We start from the raw sequence: 19,758 nt of genomic DNA on the forward strand, positions 1-19,758 counted from the left end.
TGCCCGGATCGGCGACTTCTTCCCTAGGATGGTCCCAAACAATAGTCTGATTCTGCTCGTAGTTTTGTTTGTGGATTGAGTTGAGGAGGATTGAGGCTATGACGACGCCCTTGTTCTGGCTTTCCGATGAGGCGGGGACAGCTCTCGAACCGCATCTGCCGAAGAACCAGCCGGGTGCGCCTCGGGTCGATGATCGGCGCGTGATTTCTGGCATCTTGCATGTGCTCAAGGTCGGCTTCCCAACCGTAGGCCATTTGCATCCCAGGAAATCGACGGGACGCGATCTTATCGCACCTCGGACTTAAGGCGGTCGGCTCTCCGGAGTGCAGGGAATATTCTCATCCAAACCGCCATGACGACCAGAGTACCGAATCCGCCGAAGGCCACGGCCGGCACAGTCCCGATCAGGGCTGCGACAACACCGGACTCAAACGCACCGAGTTCGCTGGAAGCGCCTATGAACAGCAGGTTCACCGCTGAAACTCGACCGAGCATTGCGTCGGGAGTGGCAAGCTGAACCAGCGACGTGCGGATGTTGACGCTCACCATATCGCTAGCGCCCAGAACAAAAAGCGCTGAGAGCGATAGAACGAGCGAGCGCGAGAAGGCGAATATCAGGGTGGCGATGCCGAAGACGGCGACGGCGGCAAACAGCTTCTCGCCAACGCGCCGCTCCGGTGGATGGCGCACCTGTAGGAGTGCGACAAGGCATGCGCCGACGGCAGGCGCGCTTCTCATGAGCCCTAGACCGATCGGCCCCACGTGCAAGATATCACGTGCATATACCGGCAGAAGAGCGGTCGCGCCGCCGAGCAGAACCGCGAACAGGTCCAGGGAAATCGCGCCAAGCACGACCGGACGGGACCAAATGAATACAATGCCCTCGACAACGCGATCAACGCGCTTCTTCAGATCAGCGCCTTCGGCCGGCGGTGGCCGCCGCCCGCCAAGCTGCACCACACCCAGCATCGCCGCGAGAACCCCGCTGCCGCAGATCCCGTAGGCGACAGCTGGGCCATAAGCGAAAGCCAAGCCGCCCAGTGCAGGCCCGGCAATGACCGCAACCTGCCGTGCCGAGGATCCGCAAGCGATGGCGCAGGGCAGCCGCTCGTCCGGCACGAGCAAGGGCAGCAAGGCTTGACCGGCCGGGTCGGCGAAAGCGCGCGCAACCCCGAGCACCGGCACAATCGCGAAGAATGGCCACAGCGGCGGCGACGGACTCGTCGCCCACAGAAGGAAAGCGATGGAGCAGAGGCCTTGGAGCGCGAGACCGGCTATCAAGACCTGCCGCGGTGAAATCCGGTCGCACAATTCGCCAGCAGGAAGCGTGAGCAGGAACATGGGAACGAACTGTGCGAGGCCGGCGATGCCAAGGGCCAGCGGCGTGTGCAAAACGTCATAAACTGTCCAGCCGACAGCGACAGATAGTGCCAGCGCAGCGGCTTCCGAAAGAAACCGGGCTGCCAAGTAAAGTGGTAGATCGCGCTCGCGATACTCTTTGCTTTGTCCGTTCGCTGCCATCGGCACTCCACCAGGAAGATTCGCATCCTGACGCCGGCATGGACCGACATCACGAATGCGAGTAAATTGCTCATGTAGCATCTACCATGGAGGGCGCTTTTGGCTACTCGCATTGCCCAACCACCAACCACGATGCGAAAAGAGCCGCGGCAGGCGCGGTCGCGCGCGACAACGGACGCGATCTTAGACGCTGCCGCTCACATTCTGGGAGAACGTGGGTGGACCGGTCTCACGACCAATGCTGTTGCCGAGGTAGCAGGCGTCAGCATCGGGTCCCTCTATCAGTATTTTCCAAACAAGCTCGCCCTGATCGAGGCTGTGCGGCGGAGGCACTTCGATGATGTGCTGGCCGTATTGCGCGCTGCAGCGGACGAAAAGACATCCCGCCAACGTCGTATTGCGGCGCTTGTTGATGGCATGATCACGATCCACAGCCGGTATCCGGCGGCTCACCGAGTTCTCCTCGAAGAGAGCCCACGCGGCGCGGACTCGCGCAAAACCTGCGATGTTTTCGAAACGGCATGCCGGAAGGGGTATGAGGCGCTTTTCAAGGTAAATTCGCGTCGTGAGACGGATGTTCGCGTCGGTGCGCAGGTGCTCGCGGGCGCTGTCGCCGGAGCTGTTCACGAGGCTGCGCGGCAAGACACGCTGGCGTCGCCCATGCTTAGAGCAGAACTCGTCAATCTCGTTGTGTTGTTCCTTTCGAAACGCGGGCCGTGCTCCTTGTAGCGCGGATTGTCGGCCAGAAAGTCCAGGCGCGCCGGCTTCATACCGCCACATCGACGGCAATCCACGCGGCGGCCTCAAACTCCGGGATGACCCGGTATCTGCCGCAGGTCGGGTGTCTTCCCGCTCTTCGAACGGCGCCCATACGCCGTCAGGCCCACCCCAACCTTCGCGACCTTTGTGACCTTCAAAGAATCGGTCGCGCGCTGCTCGAAGACGTTAGAGCGGTTCAGCTTTTCACAGAAGCGTGGAACAGCTCTAACCTTTTCGTTTTCACTAGCACGCGCGACCAGTTCTCGGCGTCGATCACACGGTCGTCGATCGATTACTGCTCCTTCTTGAACAAATCCTGGAAGATGAGCTGGCCCCAAGTGCGGCCGCGTGCGTGCACCAGCGCGCCACCCTCGTTGAGTCTTCCCAGTGTGACGGGTGCGAACCCGAGTTGTTTGGCCAAGGCTGCCACGGGAGCGATCGCGTCCGCGTCGTCGCTCGACAGAAAGACCACCCGGTGGCCGCCCTCGACGATCGGATCGGCGGCCAGGGTGGCCGCAATCAGGTGATTGAACCCTTTGACGAGCTTGGCGGCGATGAACGCTTTGGCGACGAAGGCGGAGGACGGGAGGCCGTCCAGCTCTTCAGGGACTGGAAATGCGTTCGTCGTGTCGATGACTGTCTTGCCTTCCCAGCTCTGCAGGGCCTTCGCAACCTCGCGGTGTTCCCCGAACGGGACTGCCAGGATGATCGTGTCGGCCTCGAGTGCATCCCGCAGCGACTTGGCGACGACCGTGGGGCCAATCGCCCGAGCCTGCGGCGCCAATGCCTCGGGCGGCCGGCGGCTCGCGACGGTCACCTCGATGTTTTTACGGGCAAAGGCGTGGGCGAGGGCCTGGCCTATCTTGCCGAATCCTACAATCGCATAGCTCATAATACTTCTCCGATTTGTGTTGATATTCATTCCCCGGCCTTCAACGGCGCTGGGTTATCCGTTTCGCTGCATGGCGTCTTCGCGAGATCTTCGAACCGCCACCGCAAGCGATGCGCGTCAGCGGTTCGAATTCTTGAATTGACTCGTAGACCTCCTGCCGTGAATGACTTCAGCGCGGCCGGACGGTCAGCCACCTCCGGTGATCCAACGCGATTTCAGATGGCCGAGAAGCCGCCGTCGACAGACAACTCCACCCCATTCACGAAGCTCGAATCGTCTGAGGCAAGAAACAGCGCGGCCGCCGCAATTTCCTCAGGACGACCCATCTTTCCCCGCGGGATCAGGGATTCGAACATCCGCTTCGCCTCCTCGGTGAGGACTTGGTCCTGCATCGGTGTGGCGATCGGCCCCGGGTGCAGCACGTTCACCCGGATATTCCTGCCCTTCAGCTCGTTGAGCCACCCGCGTGCGAATGCGTGCAACGCCGCCTTGCTCGCCGCATACACGCTGTAACCAGGAAAACCTTTCACCGAAGCAACTGATCCGGTCATGAAGATCGATCCGCCATCGTTGAACAGCGGCAACGCCTTTTGCACCGTGAACAGCGTGCCGCGCGTATTCAGGCCGAAGGTCGCATCGAAATGCTGCTCGGTAATCTCGCCCAGTGGGACGGCTTCGCCCGTGCCGGCGCTCGCGTAGAGGACGTCGATCTTGCCCTTTTCCCGCTTGACTGTATCGAATAGGCGGTCGAGGTCGTCGAGATTGGCCGCGTCGCCGCGCACGCCGGTCACGTTCCGGCCAATCAGCTTGACGGCCTCGTCGAGCGCCTCCTGTCTCCGGCCCGTGATGAAAACATAGGCGCCTTCTTCAACGAACCGCTTGGCGCTCGCCAGCGCCATGCCGCTCGATCCGCCCGTGATAACTGCAACCTTACCTTCAAGCTTTCCCATAACTTCTCCTGTCAGACTCTGTCTTTGATCGTTCGGGGACGCCCCGAGAACCTCAACATAGGTTCGCCGGCGACAGGCATTGAGTGCGGAAGCGTGCACATCGGTGGTGCAAAATCGATCCGGTTGGGCGACTGACGCCAGCCGGGACGATCGGTGTCCGCCGTTCGGAATTGCGCCGCGCTCGTCAACATAAGCTATGATGACAGCTCGTTCTGCTATACGGATGGGTTGGATACGGGCTTTGGAAGGCGCACCGTGCGGTGCCGGATTGCACCATGATCGACTGGCACCATGATTGACTGGGATGACATTCGCTACTTTCTTGCCGTGGCGCGCGGGGGCTCGGTGCGGGCTGCCGCCGAGGGCCTCGGGGTGTATCACTCGACCGTGCTGCGACGCATCGCGCAGCTCGAGGAACGCCTGGGGGCGCAGATGTTCGAAAAGCTGCCTTCGGGCTACCGCCTGACGGCTGCGGGCGAGGAAGTCCTCGAGCTCGCGAACCAGATGGAAGCGTCGTCGCACCAGCTGGAGACGCGCGTCTTCGGTCGCGACCAGAGCGCGCGCGGGCTTTTGCGGGTGACGCTTCCACCATTTCTCGCCACACACCTGCTGATGCCGGATCTCGCCGACTTCGCGCGTCTCCATCCGGACATCGAGATGGAAATCTTGTCGACCGGCGAGGTGGCGAATCTGACCAACCGAGAGGCCGACGTCGCGATCCGCATTGTCGCCGACCGCAAGACCCTGCCGCTCAATCTTCACGGCCTGAAGGGACCGGAGCTGTTCAGCGGCGTCTACATGTCTCGCGATCGACTGGCCGCGTGGCGTGCGGGCGCGCCTGATCCCATTCGGTGGATCGTCATAGACAATCATGGACTCCCGGTCTGGGCGCGCGAGGGAGAGGTTCACACCACGGGAGTTCCGTTCAGGACCCCGGACGCCGAGACGCAGATCGTTGCAGTACAGCAAGGGATCGGGATGACGAAACTGCCGTGCTTCGTCGGCGATGCCGACGCTCTATTGGTGAGGGTGCCGGGCACCGACCTGCCCATGCATGGGACGCTCTGGCTTCTCACGCAGGGGGAGGCACGCAAGACGAAGCGCGTGCGGCTCTTCACGGAGTTCGTATCCCGCAGGCTCGCCGGGTACGCTCCGCTTCTCGCGGGCCTGTCCATATCGCGCGACTGACGCCCGGCAGGTCGCCGGCGACGCTTGCCGTCATCCGGTCGGAAGCCGCTCTGCGATTTTCATCTGGCGAGTCGCGAGATCAAGCCGGAACGTAGGTCAACCTGATCACATCCTCGCCAATCCGGTCATGCGCCATCAGGCGGAGCGGCGGCCGGGGTCCAGCGAAATATGGCTTGCCGTGACCGAGCACGACGGGGTGCAGGTAGATTCGATACTCATCGATCAGGCCCAGTTCGGTGAGGCTTTGCGCCAAATTGGGGCCGGCAACTTCTATCTCCCCGTCGCGTTCTGCCTTCAGCTCGCGGATCGCGGCCGCAAGATCTTCCCCAACAAGCCTGGCGTTGGGACCGACCGACTTCAACGAGCGCGAGACGACCCATTTCGGCTGGTTCCGCCACGCCGCCGCGAAGGCCTGTCGCTCTGCGTCCCATTCAGGATGTTCGTCGTCCCAGTAACGCATGACCTCATACATCTGGCGACCGTACACACTGCCCGCCTGCCGCTGAGCCTCGTCGATGAAGTGTCGGAAGAGCGTGGGGCTTGGCCCAAACGCCATATGATCGACGTAGCCGTCCAGGGACTGGTTCATTCCGAACACGAGCTTAGCCATGCTCACTTCCTTTCCTTAAACGGCATATCCGCGCGCAGGCCTGATTGCATTATGCAATCGGTTGTACGTTAGTTCAACTGGTTTTATATCGCAATTGGTTTTTATGCTCGCCACCCCCGTGTCCACGCCATATCGGCAGGCGGCGCTCGTTGCCGTAGGGCAACCGCGTCGATCTTCATGGCTGTCTCCAATTTCTAATCCGTCGTGTTGACCAGGCCGAGGCGGATCAGGCTCTCGGCCGTGGCGCCGATTGCCTCTTCGCGCGAGCGGGGCTCCCAACCAAGCAGGCGTTGGGCCTTCTCGCTGCTTGCGTTCATATTGACGCCGAGATGCGGCACGATCCCCTTCATCGCCGGATTGAACAATGCGACGACGCGGACGAACCAGTTGGGCAAAACGCGCGTCGACACCCTGCTCGCGTCTCTCCCCAGACTTTGCTTCAGCAGTCTGGCGATCTCGACCATCCACAGGCTTTCGCCCGACGCGGCAAGGAAGCGCTCGCCCCTTGCGACGGGATCGGTCATCGCGCGTAAATGCAAGTCGGCGACGTCGCGCACGTCGACAACGCAGGTGTTAATCTTGGGACAGCCCGGCTGACCGTCCAGCAAGTTCTTGATGAGACGGATCGAGTGGGAATAATCGGGGCCGAGCGCGGGCCCGAGCACGGTCGTGGGGTTGACGCTCGCAAGCTCGAGCCCGCCGCCCTCGCGGGCAATGAAGTCCCACGACGCGCGCTCGGCCAGCGTCTTCGATCTCTGATAGGGCGCCACATGCCCGTTCAGGTCACTCCAATCGGTCTCGACGAAGGGACGACTTCGCGGTTTGTGGCCGACGCCGATCGCACCGAAGGCCGAGGTGAGCACCACCCGCTTCACGCCCGCATCGCGTGCCGCGCGGAGCACGTGCAGATTGCCGTCGACCGCAGGCCCGACCCAATCTTCCTCGCGCAGCTGATCGCCGGACGGCGTCGGCGAGGCGCCGTGGATCACATAGGTACAGCTTGCGGCAGCCTCCGCCCAGCCGTCGTCGTCGGTAAGGTCAGCGGCGATAAACGAAAGGCGGTCGCCCGGCTCTGCACCGCCGGTCCTGAGGTTGCTGAGAACCTCCGCCTCTCGCGACAGTGACCTGAGCGTGGTCCGCACGCGATAGCCCGCCCGCAACAGCGCCAGGATGCAATGCTGCGCGATGAACCCGCTTCCGCCGGTCACGAGCACCAGTTCGCCACTCATAACGATCTCCAGACTTGCTTGTTGCGCATCAGCGGTCGATCCCTGCCATGACCCAGTCGGGGTAGCGATTGCCGGAGACCGTGCCGGTCGCCAGTGCGTTGTCGAGCGTCTGCATCTCGGCAGGCGTCAGCCGGACAGCGTCTGCCGCGACATTTTGCTCGAGGTAGGCGCGACGCTTGGTGCCGGGGATCGGCACGATAAAATCGCCCTTGTGCAGCAGCCAGGCGAGCGCGATCTGCGCAGGCTTTACACCGTTGGCTTCAGCGATGTCGAACACCGCCCGCGCGGCCCGCAGGTTGGCGCCGTAATTCTCGCCCTGATACCGTTCGTCGATGCGGCGGGTATCGCCTTCAGGATAGTCTTCCGCGCGTTTCACCCCGCCGGCCAGGAAGCCGCGTCCGAGCGGACAAAACGGCACAAGACCGATGCCCAGGTCGCGCAAGACCGGGATCACGTCGGCTTCGAGATTGCGTTCCCACAGCGAATATTCGCTCTGCAGCGCCGAGACCGGATGGGTGGCATGCGCGCGGCGCAGCGTGGCGGCACCTACCTCGGACAGGCCGAAGAAGCGGACCTTGCCTTCCTTCACCAGCTCGCCGACCGTACCCGCCACATCTTCGATCGGTACCTTGCGATCGATGCGGTGCTGATAGAGCAAGTCAATATGGTCGGTTTGCAGCCGGCGCAGCGAGCCCTCGACCGACTGGCGGATCGCGGCGGGCCTGCTGTCGGTCTCGGTGCCGAGCTGGCGACCATTCTCGAATCGGAAGCCGAACTTGGTGGCGAGGACCACTTTCTCCCGACGGTCGCGGAAGGCGCGGCCAAGAAGCTCTTCGTTGGTGTACGGGCCGTAGCCTTCCGCCGTATCGAAGAAGTCGCAGCCGAGCTCGATGGCGCGATGCAGGGTGGCGATCGATTCGGCCTCGTTGGCCGGTCCGTAAGACTGGCTCATGCCCATACAGCCCAGGCCAATGGCGCCGACCTTGAGGCCCTGATGTCCAAGTTGCCGTTTGCTCAATATCATTGTCATTGGCCTCGTCATTCTGGCGTTTGTGTTGGCAATGAACATAGATGCGGCAAAGCGGACGTTGAATGCTTGAGAATACGCAATACTTGCGCGAGAATACGAAATGACCACTGATCCCTTCTCCGACATTCTCAAGCTTGCGCGGGCGGAAACGCTGGTCACGGGTGGATTCACCGCTGGTGGCCCTTGGGCGATCCGTTTCCCCGTGCCGAAGACGATCAAGTTCTTCGCCGTCGTAAAGGGAGGCTGCTGGGTGACGCTCGACGGCGAAGCGCCTATCCGGTTTGCAACTGGTGATGTCGGGCTGCTCTCGGCGCCACGAGCATTCGTGCTCGCCAGTGATCCGGATGTCTCTCCTGCCGACGCGATGACGTTGTTTTCCGGAGTCGGGCGAACGACGGCTCAACTCGGCGACGGTGACGACTTCGCGCATGTCGGCGGACATGTCCTGCTTGATCCCGTGAGCGGCCGCCTGTTGGCGGACGTGCTGCCGCCCTGGATCCACGTGCAGGCGAGTTTGCCCGCAGCCACGACGTTCCGCTGGCTGCTCGACCGGCTCGTCGAGGAGCGAAGATCCGATTTACCAGGCGCTGAACTCGCATCCGCTCAACTGGCGCAGCTGCTTTTCATCCAGATCCTGCGGGCCTATCTGGCCGGAGCACACTGCGAAGGCAGCGGCTGGCTAAGGGCGCTAAGCGATCCGCGTATCGCGCCGGCCCTGCGTTTGATGCACGAGGATCCAGCGCGGGCATGGCACCTTGAAGATCTCGCCGCTGCCTGCGCCATGTCGCGGACGACGTTCGCCGACCGGTTCCGCACCGTCGCCGGCGTCGCGCCCCTGGCCTACCTGACACAGTGGCGCATGCGGCTGGCTGAGCAGGCACTGCGGGACGAGGCAGGAAAATCGGTGGCATTGATCGCGCGCTCCGTCGGCTACACGTCGGAGAGCGCATTTAGTAACGCGTTCAAGCGGGTAGCCGGTAAGTCGCCGAAATCTTATCGAGACGATAATATGCACAAGTGCAGTTTGACACAGGTCAAGGATATCTGATGCACTCCGGACCTTGGCTGTTGCGTATCTCTCAGGTGTTCGAAGGCGGACGGTACTTTCTGCCGCGTTCGCGGTTCGGACCTCAGGCTTGGAATGGTACGCTGAGAGCCGATAGTAGTCGGCAGACGACTTGCGGGGATTATAGAATTGCCTAGCGCTCAAGCCCCCGGCCGGCCTGGCGTGGACAGCGGCCTGTCCGCTTCCGGCGATCAGAATGGACAGGCCGTCATCACACGGCGCTATCTCAGCGGCAGGAACAGTTCCGCCACCGCCTCATGCTCCGGCACTTCGGGGAAGAAGCTCAGCCGCTGGCAATAGATCGGGAAATCGCGTGCCTCCTCGCCGCTGGCCGGAAGCCAGTCGCGATAAAGGTAGAGCGCGGCGGGCTCCAGATTGTCGGTGTTGCCGACGACACGCAGCACCGCGCAGCGTCCGCCAGGGATCTCGCCGGGTGCATTGATAGATGGCCTCCTGCCCGGTAATCGAAGTGCCACGGCGTCCCCAGCACGCGGGAGAGGCCCCCCGATCTCACTCGCGCCAACAGGGGAGTATTCAACCGTTCGCAAAGTCCGCGGCTGTGAGGGGAACAGGTCTGTATCCGTCGACGTCAGCAATGTCGTATTCCGCAGCCAGCTCTGCCGCGACCAGGACGTGCCCGGATTTTGACATCAGTGCAGGGTCTCGCCAAAGTCCGGCAATGACGTGGCCGATGAATTCGGGGGATTCGGAATTGGACAAGTCGAAATATTCAGCGTTCTGCAAGACGGCTTCGGTGCGGACGAGACCCGGATAGAGTGAGACGGCCGCAACATTATGTGGACGCAGATCATGTGCGAAGTCTGCAGCCATCTTATTGGCTGCAGCTTTGGCGACACCATAGATCGCGTTCCCCTCGTAGAGTTGAGCCGCCCAGAACGAAATGTTGACGATGAGACCGCGCTGCGTCGAGATCATCATTGGCGCTACTGCGCGCGACGTCATGAAAGCCGCCCTCAGCGCCGTGCCGATCATTGCATCCCATCGCCACGCAGGCTGATCCCAGAAAGCTCGAGGCCATGTAAATTCGCCATCCTCTACCATGTTTTCATAGCCGGGCCATGCATTGTTCACCAGAATGTCCAGCCTGTTGCCGGCTCGAATCTCTTCGGCCACCCGCTCGGTCTCAGTGTCGTTGCTGTGGTCGCAATGATGAATGACCACTCGTCCAGGCAATTTCGCAGCTTCAAGCTCAAGCCCCTCCAACGAACCCACGCGCTTACTTCCTAGGCCTGCCTCTGCCTCGGAACGCGTTCTGCCCGTAACATGTACTGTGGCTCCTTCAGCAAGCAGAGCAAGCGCAATCCCACGGCCGACACCGCGGCTTCCGCCGGTTACCAAAGCGATGACGTCTTTCATGTTGGTAGCCTCCTGGATGATGGTTATGCATCGGCACGGCAGAAGGGAGTGTATTTGGCTGCGACTTGCCTGGCCGGCAAAAATACGGCGCCACCGAGTCATTGTGAAGACCGACGGAACCCCTTCGTTTCCGACCTCATTGAAGCGTTGCGATGTTTTGCATCTCGAATCTGACACGGGATGCGCCGCTCGTCTCTCAGACAATCATCAGAACGCGGACGAAAGCGGCCGAGGTTCCGTCACCTCGGCCGGCCATTGTCATGGAGAGATTAACGACCGCGATCCTGAGCCGGCTTCAGCGGCCGTAGGTGACCTCGACGGAGGCTTTGTCGAGCGTGTTTGCCCTGACATAGAAGCCGACCATGGCGGCCGGCGCCGTATCGGGAAGCGGGAGCTTGTCGACCGAGAGCGCATAAACGGTGAACTGGTAGTGATGCGGCTGATCGCCGGCCGGCGGGCATGCGCCGCCATAGCCGGATGTACCAAAGTCCGTGCGACCTTCGACAGTGCCTGCGGGAAGCTTTTTGTCCCCGCTGGCGCCGGTGGCGATCTCCGCAGTATCTGCGGGAATGTTGAACACCGACCAATGCCACCAGCCCGAGCCGGTCGGCGCATCTGGATCGTAGGCCATGATGGCGAAGCTCTTGGTTCCCTCGGGAGCACCCGACCAGGTCAATTCCGGCGAGATGTTCTTGCCCGAGCAGCCGAAGCTGTTGAAGACCTGCGCATCGGCCATCGCCTTGCCGGCGGCCAGATCCTTCGAGGTGAGCTTCATTTCGGCCTGTACGGCCGTGGCGCCGAAGACGGACGCGGCGAGAAGTGCTGCTGTGATGAAACGCATTCTGTTTTCCTGCGGTTGATGATGCAGGAGAACTATCGTCAGCGCTGGAGCATATCTGCCCCGGTCTGCTCAACTTCTGCCCCGATTCGCTCAAAACGCTCGAAGCCGCCCCGCACATGGCGTGGATTGACGCCAAACCGCTCCTTGAATCGCGCCGCGAATTGAGATGGTGAATCGTAACCGACCTCAAGGGCAACCTGCGCCATCGGCAGGGTTGTGGTTTGAATGAGGCCCAGGGCGCGATTCATCCTTGTATCGCTCAAGATCTCACTGAAGCCGGTATTCTCAGCGGCGAGCTTCCGCCTCAACGTCGCTTCGCTCATGTTGAACGCGCGCGCCGCCTGCCCCAGCGTCCAATCAAAGGCCGTATCACCTTCAATCATCTGCCGCAGCCGATCCTCGAGCCGAGGACTTTGGCATTGGCCCAACACTGCTCCACAGAGCGCAAACCAGGTGATCAGTTCCATCAAGCGAGCCTTGGCAATGGCGCCGGGAAGCTTCGTCAGATTGCCGGGCTTACAGCAATAGTCAAACAACGCCGCGGCTTCCTCCGGCAGCTTCGAGGCGCCTACCGGTACGGGCCTCGCCGGAACGGCAATCGATCCCATCCTGCTATAGGTTTCCTCAAAGAGCTGGCGTGGAACAGGCAGCGCCAGGGTCTGATACTTCTGCGGCGCCTTGGGAATATTCTCCATCGTCAAGGGACGATAGTCGGGCAGCAAGCCAAAGGCGTCCGCTTCGAGGCGCAAAGCCCTATCATCCGCCATGACGATCTTCGTGCCCGATTGCACCTGGATCAACAGGGGGCTGGTATTGACGAGACGATAAAAACAAGCGCGCCCGCCTTGGCGGATCAAGGCCCTGGTCGGAACGGGAAAGGCGTCGTCAAGCATATGTTCTCCGGCAATGGGATAGAGCGGCGACCGGCAGAGCTGGCATGAAGACGACCGCTGATCCGCGAGGCTCGGGAATACCAAAACCATGTGGCAGCGGCAACATTGAACCGGGGATCCCGAGACCATGTCTACCTTCTACGGGACCTGCCGACATAATCGACCAGCGCGCGCAGCTTGAGCGGCTGCCTCTGGCGCCTGGGGTAGTAGAGATAGAAGCCAGGGAAGGGCGGACAGAAATCCTCCAGCAGCGGCATGAGTTCCCCGCGTTCGATATAGGGCTGGAAGGTTTCCACCATGCCGAAGGTGATCCCGGCTCCGGCGCAGGCCATGCGGATCATCATGCCCATGTCGTTGGTCGTGACGGCGGGATCGACGGAGACGTCGAAGTCGCGATCGTTCTCGGTGAACTCCCAGCGATAGGGCGCCGTATCCGGGCGTGGCCGCCATCCGATGCAGGCGTGGTCCTGCAGTTCGCGCGGATGGTGGGGATGGCCGCGGCGCTCGAGATAGGCGGGGGATGCGGCCGCGCATTGTCGCTGCTCTTCGGAGACTGAAATCGCAATCATGTCCTGTTCGATCACTTCGCCCAGCCGGACACCCGCGTCGAACCCGGCCTCGACGATATCGAATTCGTCATCGGTGATGGTGATATCGAGTTTGACGTCGGGGCAGGCTTCCATGAAGCCGGCCAGCAAGGTGCCGGAGAGGAAGTTCTCGGCGATCGAGGAAACCGTGATCCTGAGCCAGCCGCTTGGGCGCGCCTGCATTTCCCGCACCGTCTGCATCGCATCCTTGACCTGGCGGACCGATGGACGAACAGCCTCGAAGAACACTTCGCCGGCTTCGGTCAGGCTGACGCTGCGCGTCGTGCGCTGGACCAGGGCGACGCCGACCCGATCTTCCAGGCGTTGCAGGGCCTGGCTAACGGCGGAGCGGGTGACGCCAAGCCGCTCACCAGCGAGCCGGAAGTTGCGCGCCTCAGCCACCGCAAGAAAAACTGAAATGCCTTCGAGATCGTCGACCATTGGTTAGCATTTCTAACCACGTCATCCTGGATTGGCAACTTAATCGCTCGGTTTCTTCGTACTATCTTCAGTCGAAGTCAACCAAGGCTTCGAAAGGCAAGGCAATGCGAAGGATTTTCAGAAGCCCCGTCCTGCAGTTTTTCACGGCGGTCACCCTGGCTGGCGCGGCGACCGGTTCGTCCGCCGCCGATACCGTGAACGACCGAGAAACTCAGCAGCAACAAACAAGCGAGAACACATGCAGCAACATCCCTATGTCGGCGTGTGGGTGACGGATGATGGCCGCGTCCGCCACGAACTTCCGCCCACTGGCCGCTACGACGAAGCCCGCGGCAACCGGGAAAGCGCCTACCGGGGACGCTACGAAGTCACCGGAAGCCACATCGAATATTGGGATGATACGGGCTTTACGGCCGACGGCGATTTCGTCGACGGCAACACCCTCCATCATGGCGGCATGGTGCTTCGGCGCAAATGATGTGCCGCCCGAAAGGCAATACCGCACAGGAGAAGGCCGCGTTAGCCGGCCGGAAAGGATGACGATCATGTCTTCCCCAACACCCATCTGGTTCATCACCGGCGCATCGTCCGGCCTCGGCCGGGCGCTCGCCGAAGCCGTTCTCACCCGTGGCTGGCGCGTCGCCATGACGGCGCGCAGACCCGAAACCTTGACGGATATCACGGCAGAGCATGGCGACCGCGCGCTCGCCCTTGCACTCGATGTGACGGACAGCCGCTCCGTCGCCCGCGCCGTTCATGATGCCGAAACCCATTTCGGCGCGATCGATGTCCTCGTCAACAATGCCGGCTACGGCTACCTCTCGGCGATCGAAGAGGGCGACGATGCGGAGATACGCGCTCAGTTCGAGACCAATGTCTTCGGATTGATCGCCGTCACCAAGCGGGTCCTGCCGGGCATGCGCCGACGCCGGCAAGGGCATATCTTCAACGTCTCCTCGCTCGGCGGGCTCGTCGCTTTTGCCGCAACCGGCTACTACCACGCCACCAAGTTCGCGGTCGAAGCCTTGTCGGAATCGCTTTCGCATGAGGTCAAACCGCTCGGCATCGATATGACGATCCTCGAACCCGGCGCCTTCCGCACGGATTGGGCCGGCCGGTCGATGGTCGAATCCAGCACGATCATCGAAGACTATGCCGAAACATCCGGCAAGCGACGCCAGGCCACCCGCTCGATCTCCGGCAACCAGCCGGGCGATCCCACGCGCGCGGCCACCGCGATCATATCGGCGTTCGAAGCGGACGCGCCGCCGCTGCGCCTGCTGCTCGGCGCACCCGCCCTGAAGATCGCCCGCGAACGGCTCGATGCGCTGCGCGCAAACTTCGATGCCTGGGCGGAGACGACGCTCAGCGCGGATTTTCCCACCTGACCACCAAAAACCCTCAGCCGCATCGCCAGGCGAGCGGCGTAGAAATGGAGCTTGAAATGTCTGATATCAAAGGAAAAGTCATTGCCATCACAGGCGCCAGCAGCGGCATCGGAGAGGCTGCGGCAAAGGTACTGGCTGCCGCAGGCGCCCATATCGTGATCGGCGCACGCCGCACCGAGCGCCTGGAGGAACTCGCCGGCGAAATCGCCGCAAAGGGCGGGACGGTGCGCCTGCGACAGCTTGACGTCACCGACCGTTCCCAGGTGGAGGCTTTCGCGGGCTTTGCCAGGTCGGAATTCGGCCGGCTGGATGTCATCGTCAACAATGCCGGCGTCATGCCGCTCTCGCCGCTCGAGGCTCTCAAGGTCGACGAGTGGGACCGGATGGTCGACGTCAACATCAAGGGCGTTCTCTACGGCATCGCGGCAGCGCTTCCGATCATGAAGGCACAGGGATCAGGGCAGATCATCAACCTGTCTTCGATCGGTGGCCACAGCGTCTCGCCGACGGCGGCCGTCTATTGCGCGACGAAATTTGCGGTGCGGGCGATCTCGGACGGATTGCGGCAGGAGACCGATCATATCCGCGTGACCGTCATCTCTCCCGGCACGACGACATCGGAACTGGCCGACACCATCACCGATCCGACGGCGCGCGATGCCATGAAGGCTTTCAGGGCGATCACGATCAGCCCCGAGGCCATCGCCAATTCGATCCTCTACGCCATCAGCCAGCCTGATGACGTCGATGTCAGCGAGATCATCATCCGGCCGACTGCCAGCCCGCATTGAGTGGCTGAGACTTTGCCAACGCAATTCCAGCAAAAGTGTAGAGCGTTTTTGCGTCGGGAATTGCGGAAACGAAAAGCCTCCGCCGCCTAAAAACCCAGCGACTGCTGGGCAGGCGGCGGCGGTGCGAGGTTGACTCCCTCGAGCTCCAGCATGCGGGCCTTCGATGACGAACCGCCGGGAGCGGAGAAACCGCCGATCTTGCCGCCGGCCGCAAGCACCCGGTGGCAGGGAATGATCAATGCGACCGGGTTCTTCGCCATCGCCTGGCCGACGTCGCGAGCGGCTTCCGGCCCGACGCCAAGCTCCTTGGCCAGCGCGCCGTAAGTGGTGGTGCGGCCCCAGCCGATACGCCTTGCCGCCGCATAAATATCCCGGAAGAAGGCATCCTGGCCGGCAAGATCGACTTCGACGCCGGAAAAATCCGTCTCCTCGCCCTGGAAGTAGCGCTTCACGGCCGCGACCGTTTCCAGCACAGCAAGCGTCGGCGCGCCGGCTTCGGCGTCCGGCAGGCGGCGCAGCAGCAGCCGTTCGGTCGCTTCCGCTGATTTGGTCGGTAGTTGGAAGCGGGTGATGCCGGCATCGCTCCAGGCGATGCCGCAGAAACCGCCCGCGGTTTCGAAGATGAGATAGTGGTCTATGGTCTGGCCCATGACACAGCCTCCGCGTTTTCGATTACCACCAAAATCGTATGGGACGGCCGCTGTTTCAACCCGTTTCTTGCGCGCGCCGGGCTTTCGGGAAAGATCGCGGTCCCCAGGAAACATACACTCCATCCGGACCCCGGAGGTGATGGATCTGATTAGTTCGACGGCCAGCATATTGGGGGATTATGTTCTCTTTTTGTTCTTGATTTTCCGTTCTTTCGGCAATAGCCTGCTTTGCTTTTTGGAGACGACGAGGTGGGGCATGACGCCTGAAATTCTATGAACCAGATGCTCCTCGACTTCGGAGACGACAAAAAAGGGCGCGGACGGCCGGGCAAGAATCACGATGCTGAACATCGACTTTTCTTCGCCCTCTATCCTCCTGACGCCATCGAGCAGCAGGCGGCGTCGATCGCCCATGACTATTGTCGAGCCTTCTCCCTTTTCGGCGAGCCGCGGCTGACGACATTGCATGTAACGATCATCTGGGTCGGCGACTATGCGAGGCTGCCGGAGGATGTGGTCTTCGCAGCGCTACAGGCCGGCGCCACAGTCGAGAGTGCCCCGATCGCAATGAGCTTCGATCGGGTCATGCGATTCCCGCAGGCCCGAGCGCTTGTGCTTTGCGGCGAAGGCGGACGGAAACCGCTCACCCGACTGCGCGTCCAACTCGGCGTCAGCATGCACAATGCCGGATTTCCGCACAATATCGGCCGCAATTTCAAGCCGCACATGACACTGCTCTACGACCGCAAGGCCGTGCCGCCGACGAGGCTCGACACACCGGTTTCATGGACGGCGTCCGAATTCCTGCTCATCCACAGTGTTCTCGGAAAAACCGAACATCGCATCATCGATCGCTGGCCGCTACTCAGCTGAGGCAACGCGTCCGCGGATCTCGGCTTGCGCTTGCCTGATTTCCGCGCATAAAGCTTCGAAGCCTGTTCCGGCATCGGTGCAAACGGGGAGCGAAATCAGCATGGACGTTTCAGAGATCATCATCCCTGGAGATACGCCGGGAACGGAGTGGCGGTTGCCGGTGCTGCGCTTTAAAGGCCGCGATCCGAAGGCGCCGAAGACCTATATCCAAGCGGCACTGCATGCCGGCGAGCTGCCGGGAACGGTGCTGCTGCATTTCCTCTGCGAAAGGCTGCGGCAGGCGGAAAGCCAAGGCGCGATTGCCGGCAACATCACCATCGTGCCGCAGGCCAATCCGATCGGTGCGGCTCAATCGCATTTCGGCGAGCTGCAGGGTCGTTTCGACTTGGGTTCACGCACCAATTTCAACCGGGATTTTCCGCTGATCTCCATTGTCGATCGCGCGACGCTGATCGAGGATCTCGATGATTACCCGGCTACCGACAGATTAAAGCGGCAGCTGCTGCATATGGCGCTTGGGGCCGATCTCGTGCTCGACCTGCATTGCGACGACGAATCCCTGCAATATGCCTATATCGACGAGGCCTTCTGGCCGGAGGCGGCCGATCTTGCCGCTGCACTCGAGATGGAGGCCGTGCTGCTTTCGGATGGCGAAAGCTCGGCCTTCGAGGAGGCCGTCGGTTTTGCCTGGAAATATGAAGTTCCAGGCGAACGCCGCCCCCGGCTGCCCGGCAAACTCTCCGTCACCGTCGAGCTGCGCGGCAAGCGCGACGTCGATCCGGTACTGGCGAAATCGGATGCGGACGGGCTCTGGCGCTTCCTAGCGGCACGCGGGATCGTTGGCGACGAAAAACCGGCGGCAACGGCATTTTCCGGTCCGGCCGTGCCGCTCGACAATGTCGAGATCATCCGCACGCCACAAGGCGGCGCCGTGCTTTTCCATCGCGATATTGGCGAGAGGATTGCGGAAGGTGACCTTCTGGTAACGATCGTCACCCGGCCGGGGCAGCCGGGCGGCAGCATCGAGCTCACCGCGCCACAGGACGGGCTGATCCTGACCCGGACCTCCGACCGGCTGGTGCGGCGGCGCGGCGACCTGATGAAGATCGCCTGCGACGAACCCAGCAAGGCTTCCCGCAAAGCCGGCACGCTGGAGAATTGAGCGGGGCCGGTTTGTCCTGCTGCGATTATCGACGCGCTCGGGGATAAAACGTCGCACAGCGTTTGCGCCGGCCTTCGTGCATGTTATCTCGCTGCCATCACAGGGAGATCGATCGGGCATGGCCGTCACCATCTATGGCATCAAGAATTGCGACACGATGAAGAAGGCCCGCAGCTGGCTGGAAGAACACAGCGTCGCCTATGAGTTTCATGATTACAAGGCGCTCGGTATCGACCGCGCCCATCTCGAAGCCTGGGTCGACCAGGCCGGCCTCGATACCGTCCTCAACCGCGCCGGCACCACCTTCCGCAAACTGCCCGATGCCGACCGCGAGAATCTGACCCGGGAGAAGGCAATCCAGCTGATGCTCGAGCAGCCGTCGATGATCAAGCGGCCGGTGCTGGAGGCGGAGGGGAAATTGCTGGTCGGCTTCAAGCCGGAGATTTACGCCGGAACATTCAGAAGCTGACAGGCGGCCGGGTGAACTCACGAGGGAAAGAAATGTCCAAGACCACGCGCGCGACACAGGTTCTTTCGCAGGCGGGCGTCGCCTTCACCGTTCACTCCTATGACTACGACCCCAATGCCGAGCGCGTCGGGCTGCAGGCGGCCGAAGCACTCGGCGAGGCGCCGCATAGGGTGCTGAAGACGCTGATGGCGGAGGTGGACGGCGAACCGGTCTGCGTCGTCGTGCCGTCGGACCGCGAAGTCAGCATGAAGAAGCTTGCCAGCGCCTTTCACGGTAAATCGGCCCATATGATGAAGCCTGCCGATGCCGAGCGGCTGACGGGCTACCATGTCGGCGGCATCAGCCCGTTCGGCCAGAAGAAGACCGTGCCGACGGCGATCGAGGAGGCCGCGCTTGGCGAACCGCTGGTCTATATCAATGGCGGGCAGCGCGGGCTGCAGGTGCGGCTCGATCCGAAGCATGCGTTGAAGGCGCTGAAAGCTGTCGCCGCGCCGCTGATTGCCTGATCGGAGCATGATGCCGAAAAGTGTAAGCGGTTTTCGGACGACATCATGCTCTTACTATTGAATCTAGAGGAAGCGTTCGAGCAGGCCGGCGATCGTCTTCGCCTCGTTTTCGGCAAGCCTGCAGCCGATATGGGTCTCGATCGATCTGGCATAGACGATCCACATGCGCTCGCGAAGCTTTCGGCCGGCATCTGACAGCACCACCCAGCGACCGCGTCCATCCTCAGCGAAGACCTCGCGCCGCACCAGCCCCTCTCTTTCCAGCCGGTCGAGCAGGCGGGAAAGATTATACTGGGCCAGCAATGTCCGCTCTTCGATCTCGTAGGGGCGCAGCATGCCGTCTTGCGAGCGCGCCAATTCCCAAAGCACGTCATACCAGGCAAGCGGCGGCATGCCGGCCGCCTTCAGGTCGGCTTCGATGGCAGCGAGCAGCCGCTCGCGGGCGCGCATGATGCTCGTCCAGGCAGAGGTGACCGCTTCGCTTGGATTCGACATTTTTTCGGACATAAATGCAATTACATCTATCTTGAATCCG

At 61.9% G+C, this 19,758-nt stretch carries 21 protein-coding genes and 3 pseudogenes; 11 read left to right on the forward strand and 13 right to left on the reverse strand.

Translation table 11 applies throughout. The features are described 5' to 3' along the window. Nucleotides 1-98: 98 nt before the first annotated feature. Nucleotides 99-236 (forward strand): annotated as a pseudogene (locus G9X68_RS07820) (IS5/IS1182 family transposase); the annotation flags it as partial. Nucleotides 237-285: 49 nt separating this feature from the next. Here G9X68_RS07820 and G9X68_RS07825 read toward each other — a convergent pair. Further along, on the reverse strand, nt 286-1,521 hold the full coding sequence (locus G9X68_RS07825; RefSeq protein ID WP_171601899.1) for an MFS transporter: 1,236 nt from the start codon (nt 1,519-1,521) through the stop codon (nt 286-288). 132 nt (nt 1,522-1,653) lie between these two features. Between G9X68_RS07825 and G9X68_RS07830 the strand changes: the two genes are divergently transcribed. Next, on the forward strand, nt 1,654-2,250 hold the full coding sequence (locus tag G9X68_RS07830; protein WP_171602177.1) for a TetR/AcrR family transcriptional regulator: 597 nt from the start codon (nt 1,654-1,656) through the stop codon (nt 2,248-2,250). Nucleotides 2,251-2,572: 322 nt separating this feature from the next. Here G9X68_RS07830 and G9X68_RS07835 read toward each other — a convergent pair whose 3' ends face one another. Together G9X68_RS07835 and G9X68_RS07840 are read right to left on the reverse strand one after the other, a co-directional pair. Next, complete coding sequence (locus G9X68_RS07835) at nt 2,573-3,172, reverse strand: NADPH-dependent F420 reductase (RefSeq protein WP_244956121.1); 600 nt, start codon at nt 3,170-3,172, stop codon at nt 2,573-2,575. A gap of 215 nt (nt 3,173-3,387) precedes the next feature. Further along, nucleotides 3,388-4,122, reverse strand: coding sequence for an SDR family NAD(P)-dependent oxidoreductase (locus G9X68_RS07840; RefSeq protein WP_171601901.1), 735 nt, complete (start codon nt 4,120-4,122; stop codon nt 3,388-3,390). A gap of 291 nt (nt 4,123-4,413) precedes the next feature. Here G9X68_RS07840 and G9X68_RS07845 point away from each other — a divergent pair, with 291 nt between their 5' ends. Continuing rightward, the gene (locus G9X68_RS07845; RefSeq protein ID WP_171601902.1) at nt 4,414-5,310 is read left to right on the forward strand and encodes a LysR family transcriptional regulator; all 897 of its coding nucleotides are present in this window, start codon (nt 4,414-4,416) and stop codon (nt 5,308-5,310) included. A 79-nt stretch (nt 5,311-5,389) separates the two neighbouring features. On the opposite strand, the gene G9X68_RS07850 is transcribed toward G9X68_RS07845, so the two are convergent. The 3 genes from G9X68_RS07850 to G9X68_RS07860 all read right to left on the reverse strand — a co-directional run bounded on the left by G9X68_RS07850 (nt 5,390) and on the right by G9X68_RS07860 (nt 8,173). Continuing rightward, nucleotides 5,390-5,920, reverse strand: coding sequence for a dihydrofolate reductase family protein (locus tag G9X68_RS07850; protein ID WP_171601903.1), 531 nt, complete (start codon nt 5,918-5,920; stop codon nt 5,390-5,392). 194 nt (nt 5,921-6,114) lie between these two features. Then, on the reverse strand, nt 6,115-7,149 hold the full coding sequence (locus G9X68_RS07855) for an SDR family oxidoreductase (protein WP_171601904.1): 1,035 nt from the start codon (nt 7,147-7,149) through the stop codon (nt 6,115-6,117). A gap of 28 nt (nt 7,150-7,177) precedes the next feature. Continuing rightward, nucleotides 7,178-8,173: an aldo/keto reductase gene (locus G9X68_RS07860; RefSeq protein WP_171601905.1), complete on the reverse strand. Its 996-nt coding sequence runs from the start codon at nt 8,171-8,173 to the stop codon at nt 7,178-7,180. Nucleotides 8,174-8,279: 106 nt separating this feature from the next. On the opposite strand from G9X68_RS07860, the gene G9X68_RS07865 reads away from it, so the two are divergent. Next, on the forward strand, nt 8,280-9,227 hold the full coding sequence (locus G9X68_RS07865) for an AraC family transcriptional regulator (RefSeq protein ID WP_171601906.1): 948 nt from the start codon (nt 8,280-8,282) through the stop codon (nt 9,225-9,227). A 239-nt stretch (nt 9,228-9,466) separates the two neighbouring features. On the opposite strand, the pseudogene G9X68_RS07870 reads toward G9X68_RS07865, so the two are convergent. The 5 genes and pseudogenes from G9X68_RS07870 to G9X68_RS07890 form a co-directional block, all read right to left on the reverse strand. After that, nucleotides 9,467-9,676: pseudogene (locus G9X68_RS07870) on the reverse strand (AraC family transcriptional regulator); the annotation flags it as partial. Between the two features lie 103 nt (nt 9,677-9,779). Next, nucleotides 9,780-10,622, reverse strand: a complete 843-nt coding sequence (locus G9X68_RS07875; RefSeq protein WP_171601907.1) for an SDR family NAD(P)-dependent oxidoreductase — start codon at nt 10,620-10,622, stop codon at nt 9,780-9,782. A gap of 295 nt (nt 10,623-10,917) precedes the next feature. Beyond that, entirely contained in the window at nt 10,918-11,463 is a 546-nt protein-coding gene (locus G9X68_RS07880) for a YbhB/YbcL family Raf kinase inhibitor-like protein (RefSeq protein ID WP_171601908.1), read from the reverse strand. 38 nt (nt 11,464-11,501) lie between these two features. After that, nucleotides 11,502-12,356 (reverse strand): helix-turn-helix transcriptional regulator, encoded by an 855-nt coding sequence (locus G9X68_RS07885; RefSeq protein ID WP_171601909.1) that lies wholly within the window; start codon nt 12,354-12,356, stop codon nt 11,502-11,504. 131 nt (nt 12,357-12,487) lie between these two features. Further along, complete coding sequence (locus G9X68_RS07890) at nt 12,488-13,384, reverse strand: LysR family transcriptional regulator (RefSeq protein WP_171601910.1); 897 nt, start codon at nt 13,382-13,384, stop codon at nt 12,488-12,490. A gap of 104 nt (nt 13,385-13,488) precedes the next feature. Between G9X68_RS07890 and G9X68_RS07895 the strand changes: the two are divergent. The 3 genes and pseudogenes from G9X68_RS07895 (at nt 13,489) to G9X68_RS07905 (ending at nt 15,563) form a co-directional block, all read left to right on the forward strand. Continuing rightward, nucleotides 13,489-13,862, forward strand: a pseudogene (locus G9X68_RS07895) (Atu4866 domain-containing protein). A gap of 58 nt (nt 13,863-13,920) precedes the next feature. Further along, nucleotides 13,921-14,772 (forward strand): oxidoreductase, encoded by an 852-nt coding sequence (locus G9X68_RS07900; protein ID WP_171601911.1) that lies wholly within the window; start codon nt 13,921-13,923, stop codon nt 14,770-14,772. 56 nt (nt 14,773-14,828) lie between these two features. Then, nucleotides 14,829-15,563: an SDR family oxidoreductase gene (locus tag G9X68_RS07905; RefSeq protein WP_171601912.1), complete on the forward strand. Its 735-nt coding sequence runs from the start codon at nt 14,829-14,831 to the stop codon at nt 15,561-15,563. Between the two features lie 86 nt (nt 15,564-15,649). Here G9X68_RS07905 and G9X68_RS07910 read toward each other — a convergent pair whose 3' ends face one another. After that, nucleotides 15,650-16,213 (reverse strand): methylated-DNA--[protein]-cysteine S-methyltransferase, encoded by a 564-nt coding sequence (locus G9X68_RS07910; RefSeq protein WP_171601913.1) that lies wholly within the window; start codon nt 16,211-16,213, stop codon nt 15,650-15,652. Between the two features lie 273 nt (nt 16,214-16,486). Between G9X68_RS07910 and G9X68_RS07915 the strand changes: the two genes are divergently transcribed. The 4 genes from G9X68_RS07915 (at nt 16,487) to ybaK (ending at nt 19,223) form a co-directional block, all read left to right on the forward strand. Then, nucleotides 16,487-17,086 carry a 2'-5' RNA ligase family protein gene (locus tag G9X68_RS07915; protein WP_171601914.1) on the forward strand — a complete coding sequence of 200 codons (600 nt, stop codon included), beginning with the start codon at nt 16,487-16,489 and terminating at the stop codon, nt 17,084-17,086. A gap of 100 nt (nt 17,087-17,186) precedes the next feature. Further along, on the forward strand, nt 17,187-18,248 hold the full coding sequence (locus G9X68_RS07920) for a M14 family metallopeptidase (RefSeq protein ID WP_171601915.1): 1,062 nt from the start codon (nt 17,187-17,189) through the stop codon (nt 18,246-18,248). Nucleotides 18,249-18,366: 118 nt separating this feature from the next. Beyond that, the gene (locus G9X68_RS07925) at nt 18,367-18,717 is read left to right on the forward strand and encodes an ArsC family reductase (RefSeq protein ID WP_171601916.1); all 351 of its coding nucleotides are present in this window, start codon (nt 18,367-18,369) and stop codon (nt 18,715-18,717) included. Between the two features lie 32 nt (nt 18,718-18,749). Next, entirely contained in the window at nt 18,750-19,223 is a 474-nt protein-coding gene (gene ybaK / locus G9X68_RS07930) for a Cys-tRNA(Pro) deacylase (RefSeq protein ID WP_171601917.1), read from the forward strand. A 63-nt stretch (nt 19,224-19,286) separates the two neighbouring features. On the opposite strand, the gene G9X68_RS07935 is transcribed toward ybaK, so the two are convergent. After that, complete coding sequence (locus tag G9X68_RS07935) at nt 19,287-19,730, reverse strand: MarR family winged helix-turn-helix transcriptional regulator (protein ID WP_171601918.1); 444 nt, start codon at nt 19,728-19,730, stop codon at nt 19,287-19,289. Nucleotides 19,731-19,758: the final 28 nt, after the last annotated feature.

The sequence above is a fragment of the Rhizobium changzhiense genome (genome assembly GCF_013087625.1).
Lineage (GTDB): Bacteria > Pseudomonadota > Alphaproteobacteria > Rhizobiales > Rhizobiaceae > Rhizobium > Rhizobium sophorae.